Annotated in this window: 20 protein-coding genes and 1 other RNA gene; 12 read left to right on the forward strand and 9 right to left on the reverse strand. The window is 63.9% G+C overall.

The window, feature by feature from the left end:
• Positions 1 to 90: 90 nt before the first annotated feature.
• Positions 91 to 1,068 (reverse strand): NADPH:quinone oxidoreductase family protein, encoded by a 978-nt coding sequence (locus GIB19_RS25585; RefSeq protein WP_274888510.1) that lies wholly within the window; start codon positions 1,066 to 1,068, stop codon positions 91 to 93.
• Positions 1,069 to 1,225: 157 nt separating this feature from the next.
• On the opposite strand from GIB19_RS25585, the gene GIB19_RS25590 reads away from it, so the two are divergent.
• Entirely contained in the window at positions 1,226 to 1,630 is a 405-nt protein-coding gene (locus tag GIB19_RS25590; RefSeq protein ID WP_027592226.1) for a flagellar basal body-associated protein FliL, read from the forward strand.
• 220 nt (positions 1,631 to 1,850) lie between these two features.
• On the forward strand, positions 1,851 to 2,285 hold the full coding sequence (locus tag GIB19_RS25595) for a type II toxin-antitoxin system PemK/MazF family toxin (protein WP_274888511.1): 435 nt from the start codon (positions 1,851 to 1,853) through the stop codon (positions 2,283 to 2,285).
• A 171-nt stretch (positions 2,286 to 2,456) separates the two neighbouring features.
• Here the strand turns inward: GIB19_RS25595 and GIB19_RS25600 are convergent, their stop codons facing one another.
• From GIB19_RS25600 to GIB19_RS25615, 4 genes are all read right to left on the reverse strand, one after another.
• Positions 2,457 to 3,569 carry an ABC transporter permease gene (locus GIB19_RS25600; RefSeq protein ID WP_274888512.1) on the reverse strand — a complete coding sequence of 371 codons (1,113 nt, stop codon included), beginning with the start codon at positions 3,567 to 3,569 and terminating at the stop codon, positions 2,457 to 2,459.
• A 1-nt stretch (position 3,570) separates the two neighbouring features.
• Positions 3,571 to 6,291, reverse strand: coding sequence for a ribosome-associated ATPase/putative transporter RbbA (rbbA, locus tag GIB19_RS25605; protein WP_274888513.1), 2,721 nt, complete (start codon positions 6,289 to 6,291; stop codon positions 3,571 to 3,573).
• Complete coding sequence (locus GIB19_RS25610; RefSeq protein WP_274888514.1) at positions 6,288 to 7,247, reverse strand: HlyD family secretion protein; 960 nt, start codon at positions 7,245 to 7,247, stop codon at positions 6,288 to 6,290. The genes rbbA and GIB19_RS25610 overlap by 4 nt, the downstream gene beginning before the upstream one ends.
• 94 nt (positions 7,248 to 7,341) lie before the next feature.
• Positions 7,342 to 7,791, reverse strand: coding sequence for an EVE domain-containing protein (locus GIB19_RS25615; protein ID WP_274888515.1), 450 nt, complete (start codon positions 7,789 to 7,791; stop codon positions 7,342 to 7,344).
• A gap of 178 nt (positions 7,792 to 7,969) precedes the next feature.
• On the opposite strand from GIB19_RS25615, the gene GIB19_RS25620 reads away from it, so the two are divergent.
• Entirely contained in the window at positions 7,970 to 8,122 is a 153-nt protein-coding gene (locus GIB19_RS25620; protein WP_172960392.1) for a hypothetical protein, read from the forward strand.
• Positions 8,123 to 8,141: 19 nt separating this feature from the next.
• On the opposite strand, the gene GIB19_RS25625 is transcribed toward GIB19_RS25620, so the two are convergent.
• The 4 genes from GIB19_RS25625 to GIB19_RS25640 all read right to left on the reverse strand — a co-directional run bounded on the left by GIB19_RS25625 (position 8,142) and on the right by GIB19_RS25640 (position 9,514).
• Positions 8,142 to 8,750 (reverse strand): 5-formyltetrahydrofolate cyclo-ligase, encoded by a 609-nt coding sequence (locus GIB19_RS25625; protein WP_027592232.1) that lies wholly within the window; start codon positions 8,748 to 8,750, stop codon positions 8,142 to 8,144.
• Positions 8,751 to 8,817: 67 nt separating this feature from the next.
• A non-coding RNA gene (gene ssrS / locus GIB19_RS25630) (6S RNA) lies at positions 8,818 to 8,997 on the reverse strand.
• 17 nt (positions 8,998 to 9,014) lie between these two features.
• Positions 9,015 to 9,335: a cell division protein ZapA gene (locus tag GIB19_RS25635; RefSeq protein WP_027592233.1), complete on the reverse strand. Its 321-nt coding sequence runs from the start codon at positions 9,333 to 9,335 to the stop codon at positions 9,015 to 9,017.
• On the reverse strand, positions 9,332 to 9,514 hold the full coding sequence (locus GIB19_RS25640; protein ID WP_033693939.1) for a TIGR02449 family protein: 183 nt from the start codon (positions 9,512 to 9,514) through the stop codon (positions 9,332 to 9,334). The genes GIB19_RS25635 and GIB19_RS25640 overlap by 4 nt, the downstream gene beginning before the upstream one ends.
• Positions 9,515 to 9,695: 181 nt before the next feature.
• On the opposite strand from GIB19_RS25640, the gene GIB19_RS25645 reads away from it, so the two are divergent.
• The 9 genes from GIB19_RS25645 (at position 9,696) to gcvH (ending at position 19,124) form a co-directional block, all read left to right on the forward strand.
• Positions 9,696 to 10,250 (forward strand): YecA/YgfB family protein, encoded by a 555-nt coding sequence (locus tag GIB19_RS25645; RefSeq protein ID WP_099430753.1) that lies wholly within the window; start codon positions 9,696 to 9,698, stop codon positions 10,248 to 10,250.
• 21 nt (positions 10,251 to 10,271) lie between these two features.
• On the forward strand, positions 10,272 to 11,606 hold the full coding sequence (pepP, locus tag GIB19_RS25650; protein ID WP_027592235.1) for a Xaa-Pro aminopeptidase: 1,335 nt from the start codon (positions 10,272 to 10,274) through the stop codon (positions 11,604 to 11,606).
• A complete protein-coding gene (ubiH, locus tag GIB19_RS25655; protein WP_265968692.1) occupies positions 11,603 to 12,802 on the forward strand; it encodes a 2-octaprenyl-6-methoxyphenyl hydroxylase in 1,200 nt (399 codons plus the stop codon). The genes pepP and ubiH overlap by 4 nt, the downstream gene beginning before the upstream one ends.
• Positions 12,799 to 13,281, forward strand: coding sequence for a DUF4442 domain-containing protein (locus GIB19_RS25660; protein ID WP_027592237.1), 483 nt, complete (start codon positions 12,799 to 12,801; stop codon positions 13,279 to 13,281). The genes ubiH and GIB19_RS25660 overlap by 4 nt, the downstream gene beginning before the upstream one ends.
• Positions 13,282 to 13,290: 9 nt before the next feature.
• Positions 13,291 to 14,508: a 2-octaprenyl-3-methyl-6-methoxy-1,4-benzoquinol hydroxylase gene (locus tag GIB19_RS25665; protein ID WP_274888534.1), complete on the forward strand. Its 1,218-nt coding sequence runs from the start codon at positions 13,291 to 13,293 to the stop codon at positions 14,506 to 14,508.
• 204 nt (positions 14,509 to 14,712) lie between these two features.
• Positions 14,713 to 15,714, forward strand: a complete 1,002-nt coding sequence (locus GIB19_RS25670) for an extracellular solute-binding protein (RefSeq protein WP_099455677.1) — start codon at positions 14,713 to 14,715, stop codon at positions 15,712 to 15,714.
• A gap of 146 nt (positions 15,715 to 15,860) precedes the next feature.
• A complete protein-coding gene (locus GIB19_RS25675) occupies positions 15,861 to 17,477 on the forward strand; it encodes an ABC transporter permease (RefSeq protein ID WP_274888520.1) in 1,617 nt (538 codons plus the stop codon).
• A gap of 129 nt (positions 17,478 to 17,606) precedes the next feature.
• Positions 17,607 to 18,689: a glycine cleavage system aminomethyltransferase GcvT gene (gene gcvT / locus GIB19_RS25680; protein ID WP_265968698.1), complete on the forward strand. Its 1,083-nt coding sequence runs from the start codon at positions 17,607 to 17,609 to the stop codon at positions 18,687 to 18,689.
• A 51-nt stretch (positions 18,690 to 18,740) separates the two neighbouring features.
• Positions 18,741 to 19,124 (forward strand): glycine cleavage system protein GcvH, encoded by a 384-nt coding sequence (gene gcvH / locus GIB19_RS25685; protein WP_274888522.1) that lies wholly within the window; start codon positions 18,741 to 18,743, stop codon positions 19,122 to 19,124.
• Positions 19,125 to 19,236 lie beyond the last annotated feature (112 nt).

Consider the following 19,236-nt stretch of genomic DNA (forward strand, 5'->3'; position numbering starts at 1 on the left):
GGCACCCGAGCCGACTTAAGGGCAGTGGATAATCTGTGGGAGCGGGCTTGCCCCGCGAGAGGCCCGAGCAGGCAACCAAGCAGCCAGACGCTAGCTAGTCAGCACCACCAACTTACCCACAGCCTGCCGCTGCCCCAGCTTCTCAATGGCAGCCCCAGCCTCAGCCAGTGGATAAGTCTCCGACACCAGCGGCTTCAGCTTGCCTTCACCATACCAGGCAAACAGCTGACGGAAGTTAGCTGCATTCTGCTCCGGCTGACGCTGGGCAAACGCCCCCCAAAACACCCCCACGACCGCTGCGCCCTTGAGCAGCACCAGGTTCGCCGCCAGCTGTGGGATCGCCCCGCTGGCAAACCCCACCACCAGCAGCCGGCCATTCCAGGCCAGGCCCCTTACCGCCTGGTCGAACAGCTCGCCACCCACCGGGTCGTAGATCACGTCCACGCCCTGGCCGCCGGTCAGGCGCTTGATCTCGTCCTTGAGGCTGGCCTGGCTGTAGTCGATCAGCTCATCGGCGCCGGCAGCCTTGGCCACGGCCAGTTTTTCGGCGCTGCTGGCTGCAGCGATCACCCGGGCGCCCATGGCCTTGCCTATTTCCACGGCCGCCAGGCCCACACCCCCTGAGGCCCCCAGCACCAGCAGGGTTTCACCCGGCTGCAGGTGACCGCGCTGCTTGAGTGCATGCATCGAGGTGCCATAGGTCATGCCGAAGGCGGCGGCGGTGGTGAAGTCCATGTGCTCGGGGATCGGCATCACGTTGTAGAAGGGCACCGCCACCTGTTCGGCGAACGCACCCCACCCCGTGAGGGCCATGACCCGATCGCCCACCTTGAACGCACCGGCCTTTTCGCCGACCGCAGCCACCACACCGGCCGCCTCGCCACCTGGGGAAAACGGCAGCGGTGGCTGGAACTGGTATTTACCTTCGATGATCAAGGTATCGGGGAAGTTGACGCCTGCTGCCTGCACATCCAGCAGGATCTCGTTCTTTTTCGGCACGGGGCTGGCGACGTCTTCCAGTACCAGGTCGCGCGCCGGGCCCAAGGTTTTGCACAACACAGCTTTCATCGGGGCTATTCCTTTGCAGGTAGTGGCCGATAAGTGTAGGAGGGCCACCTGCCGGGTCAACGAGCATGGCCTACCCTGATGGGCCGGCATAAGCCAGGGCTTGGGTTTGAGCGGTGTGCTGGGTAAGCTGGCGCCAATTGTATTGAGGAGCGAATTCGTGAAAGCGTGGATCTTGATGGTGCTGGCCCTGATGCTGCCAGTTGCGGCCGTGGCCGAAGAAGCCAAGGAAGGGGCGCCCAAGGTCGCCTACATCACCCTGAGCCCACCCTTTGTCGGTAACTATGCCCTCGACGGCAGCCCCAAGCTGCGTGTCTATAAAGCCGACGTGGCCCTGCGCGTGACCGGTGATGAAGCCGCCAAGGCCGTGAAACACCACGAGCCGCTGATCCGTAACCAGCTGGTGGCGCTGTTCACCCAGCAGACCGTTGACAAGATGAGCAACGTCGACGCCAAGGAGCAACTGCGCCAGGAAGCCTTGAAGCAGGTGCAGCAGGTGATGGAAGCGGAAGAGGGCAAGCCGATTGTCGAAGACCTGCTGTTCAACAACCTGATCGTGCAGTGACCTGAAACCCTTGGGGCCCATCGCCGGCAAGCCGGCGACAGCGGCTTCTATTAGGGCGCAGGCCTCCAGCAGGGCCTCGTCATTTGTGTCTGAAACGAGCTCAGACTAACCCTAGTCGTAGGACCTTTCTGTCTTCCTTGTACGTCCGCCAATTTACAGTTTCTGATGCGATGGCCGCGTTAAATTGTGCCTCGTCTTCAGTTGCTCGAGAGTATTGGCAATGCCTTTGAAGTACCAACCGAATGAGGCGACTGTACTGATGTGCGATTTTTCAGGATTTCAAGCACCTGAAATGATCAAGGTGCGGCCCGTCGTCGTTCTTCGCAAGCACAGTCAAAATCGCCAGTTGGTGACGATAATCCCGTTGAGCACCACTGCTCCTGATCACTTGGCCAGGCATCACGTTGTCCTGCCGAGTTATTTGCCTGGCCGTGATCTGACATGCTGGGCCAAGTGCGACATGATCTACACGGTTGCAACCTCCAGGCTGGACAGATGCCGCGTCAAGTCGCGGCAGGGAGGTGGCCGGGAATATATGACTTTTACAATGCAGCCCGAGCATTTTGCCGCCGTTAGGGCCGCCGTTTGCTTCACGCTGGGCTTCACACATCCAGCAACAGTGCAGTCTGTTGTCAATAAAGCACCTGATGCGTGATAATCCATCCTGTTCCCGTAAGGGGCTTGTAAGACTCTGCGGATCCTGGTTAACCAGCAATCACAGAGCCGGGCAGGTAGATGGCGATGACAAGCCGACCTGTCTGTGAGTAGGGCGCCGGAAGGCGCCCTTTGTCTTTGTGTCGTTCTCATATTCCCCAGCGACACTCTCTCAGGACGCCAGCGTCCGCCGAAAGCGCGCCAGCGCCACGCTGAAGAACACCAGGCCGATCACGGCCAGGGCCAGGATGTCTGGCCATACCACGACCACGCCGGCGTCGCGGAACAGGATCGCGGTGCCGAGGCTGACGAAATGCGTCGACGGCGAGCCCTGCATGACCCACTGCAGCCACTGCGGCATGCTGTCCAGCGGGGTGCTGCCGCCAGACAGCAACAGCATCGGGATGATGACCGGGATCGCCAGCAGGCCGAATTGAGGCGTCGAGCGCGCCAGGGTGGCGAGGAAGATGCCCAAGGCGGTACTGGCGAACAGGTACAGCGCGGTCACGGCCAGGAACAGTCCGATGGAGCCAGACAGCGGCACGCCCAGGGCGCCTTTGACCACCATGATGAGCGAAACCCAGGTACACAGCACCACCACCAGCGCGTTGCTGGCGATTTTCGCCAGCATGATTTCCAGGGCGGTCAACGGCAGCACCAGCAAGTGGTCGAGGGTGCCGTGCTCACGCTCGCGCAACAGCGCCGTGCCGGTGAGGATGATCGCCAGGATGGTGATGTTGTTGATGATCTGGATCACGGCCAGAAACCAGCCACCCTCCAGGTTGGGGTTGAACAGTGCCTTGGGGTTGATCAGCACGGGGCTCTGGGTTGTGGTGCGCTGGGCATAGTCGAGCAGCTCACGCTCGAAGATCCGGCCGATGTAGCCGGCGCCCATGAACGCCTGGCTCATGGCCGTGGCGTCGACGTTGATCTGTAGCTCGGGTGAGCGCCCGGCCAGCAGGTCGCTCTGGAAGTTCACCGGTACATTGATCACGAAGGTGTACTGGCCGCTGTCCATGGCCTGGTCCAGGCGGTCCGGGGGCAGGGGCACGGCAGGTTGAAACTCGGGTGGTTGCAGTGACTCGGTGAGCTTGCGTGAGAGCTGGCTATGGTCTTCGTCCACCACGGCAACGCTGGCGTTGTGCACGCCGATCACCGAGCCCGCCGCCGGCATGTAGATCGCCACGCTGAAGGCATACAGCAAAAACAGCAGCAGCACGCTGTCGTGGCGCAGGCTGGTCAGCTCTTTCAGGCCCAGGCGCAGGGTGTGGTTCAGGCGCGACATGTCAGGCCTCCTGCTTCTTCAGCATGGCCAGGCTCAGGCCGGTGAACACGGCGAAGAAGCTCAGCAGGATCAGGCACTGCGGCCACAGCTCGCGCAGGCCCAGCGCTTTGGTGAAGGTGCCGACCGCGATGTCCAGGAAGTAACCCGCCGGGAACAGCTGGCCCATCACTGCCGCGGCGCCATCGAGCGACGAGCGTGGCACGATCAAACCGGAGAACTGGATGGTCGGCAGGCTGGTGATGATCATGGTGCCCAGGATGGCCGCGATTTGGGTGCGGGTGAAGGCCGAGATCAGCAAGCCCAGGCTGGTGGTCGCCAGCAGGTAGGCGACGCCGCCGCAGGCCAGGGCCAGCACGCTGCCCTTGAGCGGTACGGCAAACAACCAGCGGTTCATCGCCACCAGCAACGCCAGGTTGACCAGGCTTACGGCCAGGTAGGGCAGCTGTTTGCCGAGCAGAAACTCCAGCCGGGTGAGGGGCGTGGCGTAGAAGTTGGTGATGGAGCCAAGTTCTTTTTCCCGGACGATGCCCAGGGCGGTGAGCATGGCCGGGATGAACGCCAGGATCAGCGCCATGACGCCGGGCCCGATGGCATTCACGCTGACCACGTCCTGGTTGTAGCGGAAGCGTGTTTCCAAGCGCACCGGGTCTTGGCGCTGCACCGGTTGCTGGCTGGCCGCGGCAAATTGTTCGAGGTTCGCCTGGTGCACTGCTTCGACATAGTTGCGGCTGGTCTCCGCACGAAACGGCATGCCGCCGTCGAGCCAGGCGGCCACCACCGGCTGGCGACCGGCGTAAAGGTCGCGGCCAAAGCCGGGTGGGATTTCCAGCGCCAGTTTGATTTCGGAACGTTGCAGGCGTTGGTGCATCTCACGGGTATCGCGAATCGGCGCCTGCTCGGCGAAATACCGTGATCCGCGAAACGCTTCGAGGTAGGCCCGGCTTTGCGGGCTTTGGTCTTGGTCATGAACGGCGAAGGCGAGGTTCTCTACATCCAGCGAGATGCCATAGCCAAAGATCACCATCATGAACACGGCGCCGAGCAGGGCGAAGGCCAGGCGCACCTTGTCGCGCAGCAGCTCCTTGCCCTCCCGGCTGGCCACCGCCAGCAGGCGGCGCAGGCTGAAACCTTGGCGCAACGGCGGTGTGGCCGCTGCAGGCTGCTCCAGCACAGTGTTTTGCGGGGCCTGGGGTACGGCCTCCTGGGCTTGCTCCAGGCAGCGCACGAAGGCGTCTTCCAGGGTTTCGCCGGCGTATTGGCGTTGCAGGGCATCAGGCGTGTCACAGGCCAGCACGCGCCCGGCGTGCATGAACGAAATGCGGTCGCAGCGCTGGGCTTCGTTCATGAAGTGAGTAGAGAGGAAAATGGTCACGCCCTGCTCGCGCGACAACTCCACCAGCAGTCGCCAGAAGTCATCGCGGGCGGCAGGGTCGACGCCGGAAGTCGGCTCGTCGAGGATCAGCACTTCAGGGCGGTGCAGCACCGCGACCGCCAGTGACAGGCGCTGGCGCAGGCCGAGGGGCAGGGCGCCTGACGGTTGGTCGGCGATGTCGCGCAGGCCGAAGCGCTCGATCAGTTCGCTGATGCGCTGCGCGCTGTCGACATTGGGCAGGTCGAACAGGCGCGCATGCAGCGTGAGGTTCTGACGGGTGCTGAGCTCGCCATACAGCGAGAAACTCTGCGACATGAAACCAACCCGCTTGCGCGTGGCCAGGTCGCTGGCGTCCACCGGGCGGCCCAGCAGGCTGGCACTGCCCTCGCTGGCGGGTACCAGGCCCGTAAGCACTTTCATGGTGCTGGTCTTGCCGCAGCCGTTGGAGCCGAGAAAACCAAAAATTTCCCCACGACCAATGGCGAAGCTGACCTTGTTGACCGCGGTGAAGTCACCAAAGCGCAGGGTCAGGTCATGCGCTTCGATGGCGACCAGGCCGTCATTTGCCGAGCGTGGCGGGATAGTCAACGGCGCAGGTTGCGTACTGCCTGCCCCTTGGAAATGGGTGAAGGCATCGTCCAGTTTGCCGCTGGGCGTGACGCCCGCCAATGTGTGGCTGGGGCCCGCGGCAATCAGCCGGCCGCCATCGAGCATCAGGCAATGCTCGAACTGCTCGGCTTCCTCCATATAGGCAGTGGCCACCAGCAGCGTCAATTGCGGGCGTTGTGCGCGTACCTGCTCGACCAGTTCCCAGAAGCGTCGCCGCGACAGGGGGTCGACCCCGGTTGTGGGTTCGTCGAGGATCAGCAGGTCAGGTTCGTGGATCAACGCGCAGCACAGGCCCAGCTTCTGCTTCATGCCGCCCGACAGCTTGCCGGCCGGGCGCTCGGCGAAGCGATGCAGGTCGGTGGCCTGCAGCAGGTTGGCCATGCGCTGTTCGCATTCGTGCCGGCCCAGGCCAAACAGCGTGGCGAAAAAACGAATGTTCTCGCTGATCGACAGCTCGGGGTACAGGTTGTTGCCCAGCCCTTGGGGCATGAACGCGACCTTGGGGTACAGCGCAGCACGGTGGCGTCGTTGGCGGATCGAGCCGCCCAGCACCTGCAACTCGCCCTGCTGCAGGCGTTTTACGCCGGCGATCAGCCCGAGCAGGGTCGATTTGCCGGCCCCGTCAGGCCCGATCAGTGCACAGCGGGTGCCGCTGGGCAGGCTGAAACCCAGCGTCTGCAAGGCGATCAGGTCGCCATAACGGTGGCTGATGCCCTCGGCCAGCAATGCCGGCGCGTTCATTGCAGGTTGGCCGGCCAGTCCACGTCAGCCGTGCGCACATAGCCAGCGCCCGGCATGCCCGGCTTGGCTTGCGGCACGGCGCTTGGGTCGCTCAGGCGCAGTTTTACGCGAAACACCAGTTTCTGCCGCTCATCGCGGGTTTCGACCTGTTTCGGGGTGAACTGCGCCTTGGCTGCGACAAACGCTACCTTCGCCGGCAACGCCTGATCGGGCAGCGCGTCGAGGACGATGCGTGCCTGATCGCCAACGGTCAGGCGGCCGCTGGTGGAGGCTGGGAGGTAGAGGTTCATGTACTGGTCGCTCGGGTCGATCAGCATCAGCACGCGACCGCCAGCGCCCAACACCTCACCCGGCTCGGCCAGGCGCAGCTGGATGATGCCGTCGATGGGCGCGCGCAGGCTGCTGTCGTCGATCTCGCTGGTCAGCTGGGCGACCTGGGCCTGGGCCGCGCCGATGGCGGCTTTGACGGCTGCCAGCTGGGCGCGCGCCGCAACCACCGCCGCGTTCGCGGTGTCGAAGCGGGCCTGCTGCTGGTCGAGCAGTTGTTGGCTGGCATAGTTGCGCTTGAAAATCTCGCGCACGCGCTTGAGTTCCTGCCCGGCGAGCAGCAGCTCACTCTGGCGCAGTTGCACGCTGGCCTGGGCCGCCGCGTAGTTTTCCTGGGCGCGCAGCACTTCGGCCTCGGCCTGGTTGCGCTGGGCTTCCATTGTGCGGGTGTCGATACGCGCCAGCAGCTGGCCACGGATCACCTTGTCGCCTTCGTCGACCCGCACTTCAGCCAAACGCCCGGGGACCTTGGTGGCAATTTGCACTTCGGTCGCCTCAAGACGGCCGTTGCCCATGCTCAGGCCTTCGGGCAGCTGGTCATGCAGCGACTTCCAGTAACCCAGCCCTGCCGCGGTCGCCAGAAGGGCGATCAACGCAGTGGCGAAGACCCTGGGGGCATATCGATTCATCAGTCAGCATCCTGCTCAATGCACGCCCCTATCGTGGCGTGCGGCTATCCATGGCGTGTTGATATCGGTCAAACCCCTTGATCCTAGCCCACCTTCACTTCAGCGCGACAATGGCCGCCCATTGTTCGGGGGTAACCGGCATCACCGACAGGCGGCTGCCTTTTTGCACCAGCGGCAATTCGGCAAGCGCGGCCTGTTGTTTGAGCCGGCCAAGGTCGAGCACTTTGGGCAGGGTTTTCACATGGGTCACGTCCACCGCACTCCACGGGTTCTTCTCGGCGGTGGCCTTGGGGTCGTAATAGTGGCTTTCTGGGTCCAGTGCGGTCGGGTCCGGGTAGGCCGCCGCAGTGATGCGGGCGATGCCAGCAATGCCCGGTTGCGGGCAGCTGGAGTGGTAGAAGAAGAACTCGTCACCCACGCTCATGGCCCGCAAAAAGTTGCGCGCCTGGTAGTTACGCACGCCGTCCCAGCGCGCTTCGCCCAGCCGGCCAAGGGCTTCGATCGAGAGCTCGTCGGGCTCGGATTTCATCAGCCAATAGGCCATGCATGCTGCTCCTGAAAAGGTTTGAAATAACCTGTTGCACGAAACCGACAGCCGGTTGGCGCCAATGTTTGCGTGTCGGCGCAGGTTGTCGGAAAATGCGCCCCGTTTAAAGCGAGATGCTCTGGCGATACTCAGAAAATCGCCAAGCCGAAACAGTTTGCCTGGGGGGCAATCTTCGATGAATCAACGCAAAAAGCCGGATCTGCTGTGGATCCTGGTGTTCATTTTTGGCCTGGGTGTGGTCACCACTGGTTATGCGCAGGGGTTCCTGGAGCGCAAGCTGGACACCGCCTATCAAATGCCGGTCGACGCCAGCCAGCCGCAACGTTGATGCCCTCCGCTGGCGCCGCTCAGTTCGGCGCCAGGTACCAATCGCGGTCCGAGACCGTGCCTTGCAATGGTACATCCCAACTGGCCTGTGCCAGCCGCTCGACCTTCTGGCATTCATGCGCCAGCCCCAATAGCAAAGGTTTCTTCCAGGTCTTGCGGCGCGCCTGGTAGGCCAGGCTGCGGTCATAGAAACCACCGCCCATGCCCAAGCGGCCACCCACTTCATCGAAACCCACCAGCGGCAGCAGGATCAGGTCCAAGGCCCAGATCGGGCGTTGGCGTTTGCGGTCGGTCAGTGGCTCTGGAATACGGAAACGGTTGCGCTTGAGTTTTTCACCCTGTTCGAAACGCTGAAACACCATGCGTGTGCGCGGCCAGGCGTGCAGCACCGGCAGGTAAGTGCGTTTGCCGCGTCGCTGAGCTTCGCGCAATAGCAGGTAGGGGTCGATTTCGCCGTCGTTGGGCAAGTACAGGGCAATGTGCCGGGCGCGGCGAAACAGCGGGTCTTGCGCCAGCTGGCGGTATAGGCCAAGGGCGGCTTGGCGCTGCTGGGCAGGCGTCAGTGCGCGGCGGGCATTGCGGAGCAGGCGACGAAGCTGGGGGCGGGTGAGCGGCGCGGTGTCGGTCATGGCACAGGCGTTCCCAGTTGTCGCGACTGGTAGGGGTATGCCCGCAGCAAGGGCGGACAAAAAAATAAGGCTCCCCGATAAGACCGCTATCGGTGTAGCCCTTGAACCCGAAAGTTCAAGGTGGAGATTGCAGGGGGCGTTAAGGCTTTCCGTCGAGCGGACATGCACACCGGCCCCAGCGTGCAACCCCCGTGGTTGTGCGTATCGGCTCAGGGACATAACCGACTGGCGCATCCCCCAGGGAGTGGCGCCAGTATACCAATCTCAGCCGATTTTGGTATCCGTGTCGTCGGACAAAGCCTTATCGACCCGATCCAGCAGGTCGCGCACCTGTTCGCGGTTGGTGCCAGCGACCGGGGCAGCGCTACGGTCTTCCTGGCGGTGCAGCATCTCGTGGGTAATGTTCAACGCAGCCATGACCGCGATGCGGTCGGCGCCGATCACCTTGCCGCTGCTGCGGATCTCGCGCATCTTGCCGTCCAGGTAGCGCGCGGCGCTGACCAGGTTGTTGCGCTCTTCCGGCGGGCAGATGATCGAGTATTCCTTGTCGAGGATCTGCACGGTGACGCTATTGCTTGAACTCATGAGTCTTGCTCCAGAGCCTTGAGGCGTAAAATCATCGACTCGACCTTGCGCCTTGCGATCTCGTTCTTTTCGATGAGGTGGGCGCGCTCTTCGCGCCAGGATTTTTCCTGAGCTACTAGGAGTGCATTTTGCCGTTTTAGTTGCTCGACACGTTCGATCAGCAACTCGAATCGGCTCATCAGCGCTTGCAGGTCGTTCTCTTGCGTGGGTTGCACTCGAATCGCTCCGTCGTTGAGTCACCTGGCGATGATGCCTCTCCCCGGGCCGCGACGGCCAGTGCCGATGGTCTTGGCGCGCCTGCCGGTGCTAGGATACAAGGTCTCCATTCTAGTCATTGCGCCGTCTGGCGCCTAGTTGCCCATGCCCAATACCCAATCGCCCTACATTGCCTTCGCCATGCTGCTTGCCAGCAACGGCCACCCTGTCACTCCTGCCGAGCTGCACGGCTTGCTGGTCGGGCGCAGCTGCGCCGGTGCCGGCTTCGATGCCGACGCCTGGCTGGCCGACGCCGCCCAACTGCTGGAAAACGAACCCGGTGACACCGTCCGCAACGCCTTGATCGGCTTGCAAGAGATGGTCAAGGGCGAGCTCACCAGCGATGACATGGCCATCGTCCTGCTGCTGCCGACCGATGATGCCGCGCTGGCTGACCGTGCTGCGGCGCTGGGCCAGTGGTGCCAAGGCTTCATCACGGGCTTTGGCCTGAACGCCGGTGGCAAGGACCTGTCCACCGAAGCCAAAGACGTGCTGCAGGACCTGGTGGCAATCTCCCAGGTACAAGAAGCCCTCGAAGAATCCGAAGACGGCGAGAGCGACTACATGGAAGTCATGGAATACCTGCGCGTCGCGCCGCTGCTGCTGTTCTCCGAGCTGGCCAAGCCGGCCGCGCCTGCGTCCAAGCCATCGTTGCACTGATCAACCGGGGGTAGTCTGCCCATGAGCCACATTCCCAAGGCCGAGTATGCCCGTCGGCGCAAGGCGCTGATGGCGCAGATGGTCCCCAACAGCATCGCCATCCTGCCCGCCGCCGCCGTTGCCATTCGCAACCGCGACGTCGAGCACGTGTACCGCCAGGACAGCGATTTCCAGTACCTCAGCGGCTTTCCCGAGCCCGAGGCGGTGATTGCGCTGATCCCGGGCCGTGAACATGGCGAGTACGTGTTGTTCTGCCGCGAGCGCAACCCTGAGCGCGAGCAGTGGGAAGGGCTGCGCGCGGGCCAGGAAGGTGCGGTGCGTGATTTTGGCGCCGACGATGCCTTCCCGATCACCGACATCGACGAGATCCTGCCGGGCCTGATCGAGGGCCGGGAGCGGGTGTACAGCGCCATGGGCAGCAACCCGGAATTCGATCGCCGGCTGATGGACTGGATCAACGTGATCCGCTCCAAGGCGCGCCTGGGTGCCCAGCCGCCGAACGAGTTCGTTGCGCTGGATCATCTGCTGCACGACATGCGCCTGTATAAATCGGCGGCAGAAGTGAAGGTGATGCGCGTTGCCGCAGACATTTCCGCCCGTGCCCACGTGCGTGCCATGCAGGCCTGCCGGGCCGGGCTGCATGAGTACAGCCTGGAAGCCGAGCTGGATTACGAGTTCCGCAAAGGTGGCGCGAAAATGCCGGCCTATGGCTCGATCGTCGCGGCCGGGCGCAATGGCTGCATCCTGCACTATCAGCAGAATGACGCCCCGCTCAAGGACGGCGACCTGGTGTTGATCGACGCGGGCTGCGAAATCGACTGCTATGCCAGCGACATCACCCGTACGTTCCCGGTCAGCGGGCGTTTTTCGCCCGAGCAGAAGGCCATCTACGAGCTGGTGCTGAAGGCCCAGGCCGCAGCCTTCGCCGAAATCGCCCCCGGCAAGCACTGGAACCACGCCCACGAGGCGACCGTGCAGGTCATCACCGAGGGCCTGGTGGAACTGGGGTTGCTCAAGGGCGATGTGCAGGGGCTGATCGAAAGCGAAGCCTACCGCGCGTTCTACATGCACCGCGCCGGGCACTGGCTGGGCATGGATGTGCACGATGTGGGCGAATACAAAGTGGGCGGCCAGTGGCGCGTGCTGGAGCCCGGCATGGCGCTGACCGTCGAACCGGGCATCTACATCGCCGCCGACAACCAGGCGGTGGCCAAGAAGTGGCGCGGCATCGGCGTAAGGATCGAGGACGACGTGGTAGTGACCAGGCAGGGCTGTGAAATTCTGACGTCGGGTGTACCCCGCACAGTCGCCGAGATCGAGGCGCTGATGCAGGCTGCGCGCAAGGACGCGGCATGAACCGGGTCCACTTGGCGATCATCGGGGGCGGCCTGGTCGGCGCGAGCCTGGCGTTGGCCCTGCAGGCCGGGGCCAAGGCGCGGGGTTGGAAGATCCTGCTGATCGAGCCGTTCGCACCCGGCCACAGTTTCCAGCCCAGCTACGATGCACGCTCGTCGGCGTTGTCGTATGGCACGCAACAGATCTACCAGCAGTTGGGGCTGTGGCAGGCCATCAGCCAGCGCGCCGAGCCTATCCTGCAGATTCAGGTATCGGACCGTGGCCGGTTCGGTGCCACGCGCCTCGATGCCCACGAAGAAGGCGTGCCAGCGCTGGGTTTCGTGGTGGAAAACGCCTGGCTCGGGCAGTGCCTGTGGCAGGGGTTGGACCCTGAGGTGGTGAGCTGGCGTTGCCCCGCCGAAGTGAGGGCGATGCACGCCATCGAAGGCGGTTATCGCCTGCAGCTGGATGACGACACCAGCCTGGAATGCGACTTGGCCGTGCTGGCCGATGGCGGCCGCTCTGGCCTGCGTGAGCAGCTGGGTATTCATGTGCGCCGCACGCCCTATGAGCAAAGCGCCCTGATCGCCAACATCACGCCTGGCGAAGCCCACCGCGGCCAGGCGTTCGAGCGGTTCACCGAAACCGGCCCGATGGCCCTGCTGCCACTGCCGGAAAACCGCTGTGCGCTGGTCTGGACCCGTCAGGGCATGGACGCTCAGCGCCTGGCCGAAATCGACGAACGCAGCTTCCTGCGCGAGCTGCAGGACGCCTTCGGCTATCGTCTTGGGGCATTGCGCCAAGTGGGTGCAAGGCATCTGTACCCGCTGGCACTGGTCGAGGCCGAAGAGCAGGTACGCCCGCACCTGGTGGTGCTGGGCAACGCTGCGCACAGCCTGCACCCCATTGCCGGCCAGGGCTTCAACCTGTCGCTGCGTGACGTCCAGGTGCTTGCACACGCGCTGCTGGCGGGCCCGCAGCACCCCGGTGACCTTGGCACCTTGCGGGCCTATCATCAGCGTCAGCGCCTGGACCAGGCGCTGACCATCGGCTTCTCCGACCAGGTCACCCGCCTGTTCGGCAGCAACCAGCCGTTGCTGGCTGCCGGGCGCAACATTGGCCTGCTCGGGCTCGACCTGCTGCCGCCGGCAAAAAGCTGGTTTGCCCGCCAGGCCATGGGCTTGGGTACGCGCCCCGATCCGCGGGGCCAGGCATGAGCAATCCGCGCAGACTGGCGCGCCGGGCCCGCATGTTGCGCTGGTTACTGAACCTTTACCCGCCGTACCTGGGCGCCGGTATCCGCGTGCAGCACATCAGCCCGGACATGCGCAGCGTCAAGGTCCGCATGAAGCTCACCCGCTGGAACCGCAACTACGTCGGTACCCAGTTCGGCGGCAGCCTCTACTCGATGGTCGACCCGTTCTACATGCTGCTGCTGATTGAGCAGTTGGGGCGCGAGTACATCGTCTGGGACAAGGCGGCGAGCATCGATTTCATCTCGCCGGGCAAAGGCCCCGTGTACGCCGAGTTCCACCTCGATGACGCCCTGCTCGACGACATTCGCCAGCAGACCGCCACCGGCAAGAAGTGCCTGCCGCGGCTGCAGGTGGACATCCGCGACGGCGCCGGCGAACTGGTAGCGCGGGTCGATAAAACCCTATACGTGCGGCTCAAGCCGCAAGCGAGGCAGGCGTAAGGCATGGAAATGCGCGCAGATCTGTTGATTGTCGGTGCCGGAATGGTCGGCAGCGCCCTGGCCCTGGCATTGCGCCACAGTGGCTTGGACATTCTCCTGCTCGACGGCAGCCCGCTGTCGGTAAAACCCTTCGATACCGAAGCGCCGTTCGAGCCGCGCGTCAGTGCATTGTCGGCGGCCAGCCAGCGCATTCTGGAGCGCCTAGGCGCCTGGGATGGCATCGCCCGGCGACGGGCCACGCCGTATACCGACATGCACGTCTGGGATGGCAGCGGTACGGGCCAGATCCACTTCTCGGCGGCCAGCGTGCATGCCCAGGTGCTCGGCCACATCGTCGAAAACCGGGTGGTGCAGGATGGCTTGCTGGAGCGTCTGCATGACAGCGACATCGGCCTGTTGCCCAACGCGCGGCTCGAGCAACTGCGCCGTTCCGGTGACGAGTGGCTGCTGACCCTGGCCGACGGCCGCCAACTGCGGGCGCCGTTGGTGGTGGCGGCGGATGGCGCCAACTCGGCGGTACGCCGCCTGACCGGCTGCGAAACCCGTGAGTGGGATTACCTGCACCACGCCATCGTCACCAGCGTACGTTGCAGTGCGGGGCACCAGGCTACGGCCTGGCAGCGCTTTACCGACGAGGGCCCGCTGGCGTTTCTGCCGCTGACACGTGAGGGCCAGCAGGACTGGTGCTCGATCGTCTGGTCGACCACGCCAGAGCATGCCGAGCAACTGATGGCGCTGGACGAGCCGGCCTTCCTCAAGGCCCTGGAGCGGGCCTTCGAGGGGCGCCTGGGCGAGGTGCTACAGGCCGACCCACGCGTGTGCGTGCCGCTGCGTCAGCGCCATGCCAAGCGCTATGTGGCTGAGGGCCTGGCGTTGATCGGCGATGCCGCGCACACCATTCACCCGTTGGCCGGGCAGGGCGTCAACCTGGGGTTCCTTGATGCCGCCGTGCTGGCCGAGGTGCTGGTGAATGCCAGCGAGCGCGGCGAACGGCTGGCGGATGTAAAGGTGCTGAGCCGCTATGAGCGCCGGCGCATGCCGCACAACTTGGGGCTGATGGCCGCCATGGAAGGGTTCGAGCGGCTGTTCCAGGCCAATCCGCTGCCGTTGCGCTGGTTGCGTAACAGTGGCTTGAAGCTGGTGGAGCAGATGCCGGAGGCCAAGGCATTGTTCGTGCGCCAAGCGTTGGGGCTGACTGGGGACCTACCGGAGTTGGCCAAACCCTGACGTTAGCACGGCCTCTGTAGGAGCAGCCTTGCGCTGCGAAAGGGCCGGTATGACGAGCACCGTTGTGGCTTCTTCGCAGCACAAGGCTGCTCCTACAGGAGGCCCGGGCAGGGGCTGCAACATCCGGTAACGGCTCCGAGGGTGAGGGACAAAATGGGATTCACTACCATTTGCGCCTCTCATACGATCCGAGGAGTGCATTTCATGTTGCCACGCAAGCCCCTACTGGCCGCCCTGGCCCTGACGTTGTTCGGCGGCACTGCCCAGGCAGCGGAAGAAGTGGTGGTGTACTCCTCGCGCATCGATGAGCTGATCAAGCCGGTGTTCGACGCCTATACCGCCAAGACCGGGGTCAAGGTCAAGTTCATCACCGACAAGGAAGCCCCGCTGATGCAACGCATCAAGGCCGAGGGCGAGAACGGTGTGGCCGACCTGCTGCTGACCGTCGATGCCGGCAACCTCTGGCAGGCCGAGCAGATGGGCATCCTGCAACCGATCAAATCGGACATCATCGACCAGAACATCCCGCCGCAATACCGGGCCTCGTCCCATGACTGGACCGGCCTGAGCCTGCGCGCGCGCACCATCATCTACTCCACCGACCGGGTCAAACCGGAGCAGTTGAGCACCTACGAAGCCCTGGCCGACAAGCAGTGGGAAGGGCGTCTGTGCCTGCGCACTGCGAAGAAGGTCTACAACCAGTCGCTGACCGCCACCTTGATCGAGAACCACGGCGAGGCGAAAACCGAAGCCATCGTCAAAGGTTGGGTGAATAACCTGTCCACCGACGTGTTCTCCGATGACAACGCCGTGATCCAGGCCATCGAAGCTGGCCAGTGCGACGTGGGCGTGGTCAACACTTACTACTACGGGCGCCTGCACAAACAAAACCCCACGTTGCCGGTCAAGATCTTCTGGCCCAACCAAGGTGACCGCGGTGTGCACGTCAACCTGTCGGGTATTGGCCTGACCAAGCATGCACCGCACCCTGAGGCTGCGAAAAAGCTGGTGGAATGGATGACGGGTGAGGACGCGCAGAAGCTGTTCGCCGACATCAACCAGGAGTTCCCGGCCAACCCGAAGGTCAAGCCATCGGACGAGGTAGCCGCCTGGGGCAGCTTCAAGGCTGACAGCATTCCGGTCGAAATCGCTGGCAAGCGCCAGGCCGAAGCGATTCGCTTGATGGATCGGGCTGGCTGGAACTAAGTTATCCTTCCGGGGCCTGCAAGGGCCCTTTCGCGGGCAAGCCCGCTCCCACAGGTTTTCCACTGAAGCGTGTGTAAACCCTGTGGGGGCGGGCTTGCCCGCGAACGACCGCGCAGCGGTCGCAATCGCAACCGAGAGTTCTGAACTTGCCCCACACCCCCCAACGTCGCTGGTACCTCCCGGTCGCCCTGGTCGCCGCCTTGGTGCTGTTGCCCCTGAGCGTCCTGCTGCTGTCATGGCAGTCGATCGACCTGCAGATCTGGTCACACCTGCTCGACACCCAGATGAGCCGCCTGCTCGGCAACACCCTGACTCTGGTAGTAGGCGTAGGCATCGGCGTGACCGTATTGGGGGTCAGTCTGGCCTGGCTCACCAGCCTCTGCGAATTCCCTGGCCGGCGCTGGCTGGACTGGGCGCTGATGCTGCCGTTCGCCATCCCCGCCTACGTGCTGGCGTTCGTTTTTGTCGGCCTGCTGGATTTTGCCGGCCCGGTGCAAAGCGCCCTGCGCGAAGTGTTCGGGCCGATGCGCCTGCCGCGCGTGCGCTCCACGGGCGGGGTGATCATCGTGCTCGTGCTGGTGTTCTACCCCTATGTCTACCTGCTGGCGCGCACAGCCTTCCTGGCGCAGGGCAGGGGGCTGATGGAGGCGGCCCGGGTACTGGGGCTGTCACCGCTGCAGGCGTTCTGGCGCGTCGCACTGCCCATGGCGCGGCCGGCGATCGGTGCCGGTATCGCCCTGGCATTGATGGAAACCCTGGCCGACTTCGGTGCGGTGGCCGTGTTCAATTTCGACACCTTCACCACCGCCATCTACAAGACCTGGTACGGCTTCTTCAGCCTGTCCAGCGCGGCCCAGTTGGCCAGCCTGCTGCTGTTGGCAGTGATGCTGGTGCTGTACGGCGAGCGCCGTGCCCGCGGCGCGAGCCGCACGGGTAATGAGCGCGCGCGCGGCAAGGCGCTCTATCACCTGCGTGGGGCCAAGGCGCTGCTGGCCAGCGGCTGGTGCCTGCTGGTGTTCGCCTGTGCCTTCGTCATACCGCTGCTGCAACTGCTGGTGTGGTGCTGGCAGCGCGGGCGGCATGACCTGGACGAGCGTTATGTCGGCCTGGTGCTGCACACCTTGTACCTGGGTGGCATGGCCGCATTGATCACGGTGAGCGTGGCGCTGCTGCTGGCCTTCGCCCGGCGCCAGGCGCCGACCGGCGGTATCCGCGCCGGGGTCGGCCTGGCCAACCTTGGTTATGCCTTGCCAGGCTCGGTGCTGGCCGTGTCGATCATGCTGGCCTTCAGTTACCTCGATAACCGGCTGGTGGTGCCGATTTCGACGTGGCTGGGCGGCGCTGGCAAACCCTTGCTGCTGGGCAGCCTTGCGGCCTTGCTGCTGGCCTACCTGGTGCGCTTCATCGCCGTGGCCTACGGGCCGCTGGAAAGCAGCCTGGAGCGTATCCGGCCCTCGTTGCCGGAGGCCTCGCGCAGCTTGGGCGTCGGCGGCGTGGCATTGTTTTTCAAGGTGTATCTGCCGTTGCTGGTGCCCGGTGCACTGAGTGCTGCCCTGCTGGTATTCGTCGATGTGTTGAAGGAAATGCCGGCCACCTTGCTGATGCGCCCGTTCGGCTGGGACACCTTGGCGGTACGGGTGTTCGAGATGACCAGCGAGGGCGAGTGGGCGCGTGCCTCGCTGCCTGCCCTGACCCTGGTGCTGGTGGGCCTGCTGCCGGTCATCGGGCTGATTCGCCGCTCAGCTCGGCGCCCCGGTCACTGACAGTAAGGATGCCAGCCCGCGCCCATGCGGCTACAATGCGCGGCACTCGCGCGGCGGGTCCTACAAGAAGAGCTGACGACCAAACGTCATCGACCGCCGCCGCTTCGCCACGCCCGGAAGGAGAAACCCATGGGACAGCGCACGCTTTTGTATGACCTGCACCTGGCGCTCGGCGCCAAGACGGTCGATTTTGGCGGTTGGGACATGCCCCTGCACTATGGCTCGCAAGTCGAGGAGCACCATCAGGTGCGCAGTGACTGCGGGGTCTTCGATGTTTCCCATATGACCGTGATCGACATCAGTGGCCGTGATGCTACCGCTTGGTTGCAGCATTTGCTGGCCAACGATGTTGCCCGCCTCGACAGTGTCGGCAAGGCGCTGTATAGCCCACTGCTCAACGAAGAGGGCGGGGTCATCGATGACCTCATCGCCTATCGCACCGAAGCCGGCTACCGCCTGGTCACCAACGCCGCTACCCGCGCCAAGGTGCTGGCTTGGCTCAAGGCCCAGCAGAGCGAGTTCTCGGTCGATTTCGAGGTGCGCCCGGACCTGGCCATTCTTGCCATCCAAGGCCCGCAGGCCCGTGACAAGGTCGCCGCCTTGCTCAGCGCCTCGCGCGCCGCGCTGATTCGCGCGCTGCGCCCGTTCGAAGGCATTGCCGACGGCGACTGGTTCATTGCCCGCACCGGTTATACCGGTGAAGACGGCCTTGAGATCATCCTGCCAGGCCACGAGGCCGTTACTTTCTACAACGACCTGGTCGGCGCCGGCATCGCCCCCAGTGGCCTGGGCGCCCGTGACACCCTGCGCCTGGAAGCCGGCATGAACCTTTATGGCCAGGACATCGACGAAACCCATACCCCACTCACCTCCAACCTGGGCTGGAGCATCGCCTGGGAGCCGGCTGAACGCGAGTTCATCGGCCGCGCGGGCCTGCTGGCGGAAATCGAGCAAGGTGTGAAGGAAAAACTGGTTGGCCTGGTGCTGGAAGAACGCGGCGTTTTGCGTGCCCATCAGGTGGTTCGCGTTGCCGGCATTGGCGAAGGGGAGATCACCAGTGGTAGTTTCTCTCCTACGCTGAGCAAGTCTATTGCCCTGGCGCGTTTACCCATGGCCACCGGCGACCGCGCCGAGGTCGAGATTCGCGGCAAGTGGTACCCGGTGCGGGTGGTCAAACCGACCTTCGTGCGCCACGGCAAAATCCTGATTTGAATAATTTTTAACCGGCGGGCCGACCGCTGAGCCAATCGAGGAATTCAAGACATGAGCAATATCCCCGCCGAACTGCGTTTTGCCGAAAGCCACGAGTGGGCACGCCTGGAAAGCGACGGCACAGTGACCGTTGGCATCAGCGACCACGCACAGGAAGCCCTGGGTGACGTCGTGTTCGTCGAACTGGTGGAAGTCGGCAAGGTGTTCGCCCAAGGCGACGCGGCTGGCGTGGTCGAGTCGGTCAAGGCTGCTTCCGACATCTACGCCCCGATCGGTGGCGAAGTGATCGCGGTCAACGAAGCACTGGCCGACAGCCCAGAGCTGCTCAACGAAGAGCCTTACGGTGCCTGGATCTTCAAGCTGAAGCCAAGCGACAAGGCTGAGCTGGACAAGCTGCTGGATGCTGCGGGTTATCAGGCTGCTATCGGCGAGTAATACCGCGTCGCCTTCTTCGCGGCTAAAGCCGCTCCCACAGGTACTGCACGGCAGCTGATACCCCTGTAGGAGCGGGTTTACCCGCGATGAGGCCGGGCCTGCAAGCAAGTTT

Source organism: Pseudomonas sp. ITEM 17296, from assembly GCF_028895205.1.
Classification (GTDB): domain Bacteria; phylum Pseudomonadota; class Gammaproteobacteria; order Pseudomonadales; family Pseudomonadaceae; genus Aquipseudomonas; species Aquipseudomonas kermanshahensis.